The 1,571-nt window shown below is 69.3% G+C and carries 3 protein-coding genes; all 3 read left to right on the plus strand.

Annotated features, from left to right (window positions below; translation table 11 throughout):
* The coding region (locus tag ASG00_RS16120) for an MnhB domain-containing protein (protein ID WP_327037449.1) at positions 1 to 327 on the plus strand (327 nt) is incomplete at its 5' end.
* Positions 324 to 869: a Na(+)/H(+) antiporter subunit C gene (locus tag ASG00_RS00870; protein WP_045247939.1), complete on the plus strand. Its 546-nt coding sequence runs from the start codon at positions 324 to 326 to the stop codon at positions 867 to 869. The genes ASG00_RS16120 and ASG00_RS00870, both read left to right, overlap by 4 nt.
* On the plus strand, positions 866 to 1,571 hold a 706-nt coding region (locus tag ASG00_RS16125; RefSeq protein WP_268771836.1), incomplete at its 3' end, for a proton-conducting transporter transmembrane domain-containing protein. The genes ASG00_RS00870 and ASG00_RS16125, both read left to right, overlap by 4 nt.

The following is a 1,571-nucleotide window of genomic DNA, read 5'->3' on the forward strand; positions in this document are numbered from 1 at the left end:
CTGGTCATGCGCTACATCGCGGGCGGCCGCTACGAGCTCGGCGCCGCCGCGCCCACCGACGCCGGACGCCTGCTCGGCGTCGGCATGACCCTCGCGGTCGCCTGCGCGATCGTGCCGCTGCTGTTCGGTGAGGCCCCGCTGACCAGCGGCATCCTCGAGGCCGATATCCCCGTCATCGGGCACATCGAGTTCGTGACGTCGACCATCTTCGACATCGGGGTCTACCTCGTGGTCATCGGGCTCGTGCTCGACGTGCTGCGCAGCCTCGGCGCCGAGGTCGACCGTCAGACGCAGGAGCTGCGTGCCCGGGGGGTGAGCGTGCAATGAGCGTCTCGGTCGTGCTCATCGTCGTGATGGCGGCGCTGTTCGCCTGCGGCGTCTACGCCATGCTCGAGCGCTCGCTCACGCGCGTGCTGATCGGCTTCCTGCTGCTCGGCAACGGCGCGAACCTGCTGCTGCTGATCGTGCTCGGCAAGCCCGGCGTCGCCCCCTTCTTCGGGTCTGCCGAGGATGCCGCGTCCTTCTCGGATCCGCTGCCGCAGGCCCTCTCGCTCACCGCCATCGTCATCACGTTCGCGGTCTCGGCGTTCCTGCTGGCGCTGATCTACCGCTCGTGGCAGTTGGGCCAGGCCGACACCGTCGAGGACGACGAGGCCGACGTCGCGCTGCGCGAACGGGCCGCCGAGCCGGCCGACGCTCTCGAGACGGAGGACGAGATCACCGAGCAGGACGACGACGCCACGACCGACTTCGTCGACTCGGAGGTCGCCCCGATCACCGTGCTCTCGAGCCTCGACTTCGATGCACTCGCCGACGACGCGCCGACCGACCGGCCCACCGGTGACGGACGACGGGGGGATGACTCGTGAGCTCCCTCGTCCCCCTGCTGACCACGCTGCCGCTGCTCGGCGCGGCCGTCGCGCTCATCTTCGGTCGTCGTCGGCGCGTGCAGGTGTGGGTGTCGATCGTCACGCTGACCGCGGTGCTCGTGATCGCGTCGGTGCTGCTGGTCTACGTCGACGCCCACGCCCCGCTCGCGGTCGCGGTCGCCGGGTGGCCGGTGCCGTTCGGCATCGTGCTGTACGTCGACACCCTCGCGGCGCTGCTCGTGGTGATCTCCAGCATTGTGCTGCTCGCGGTGCTGCTGTTCTCGGTCGGCCAGGGCGCTGCCGACGGCGACGAGGACACCCCGGTCTCGATCTTCCACCCCTCGTATCTGATCCTCGCGGCGGGCATCTACACCGCGTTCATCGCGGGCGACCTCTTCAACCTCTACGTCGGATTCGAGATCCTGCTGGTCGCGTCGTACGTGCTCATCACGCTCGGCGGCACCGAGGCGCGCATCCGCTCGGGCGTCGTGTACATCGTCGTCTCGCTCGTCTCCTCGGTGCTGTTCCTCTCGGCGATCGCGGCCATCTACGCGGCGCTCGGCACGGTGAACATGGCGCAGATCGCCGAGCGCATGGCGCTGCAGCCGCCCTCTGTGCAGCTCGTGCTGCATCTCATGCTGCTGCTCGCCTTCGGCATCAAGGCGGCCGTGTTCCCACTCTCCTTCTGGCTGCCCGACTCGT

The organism is Microbacterium sp. Leaf351, assembly GCF_001423825.1.
GTDB lineage: Bacteria > Actinomycetota > Actinomycetes > Actinomycetales > Microbacteriaceae > Microbacterium > Microbacterium ginsengisoli.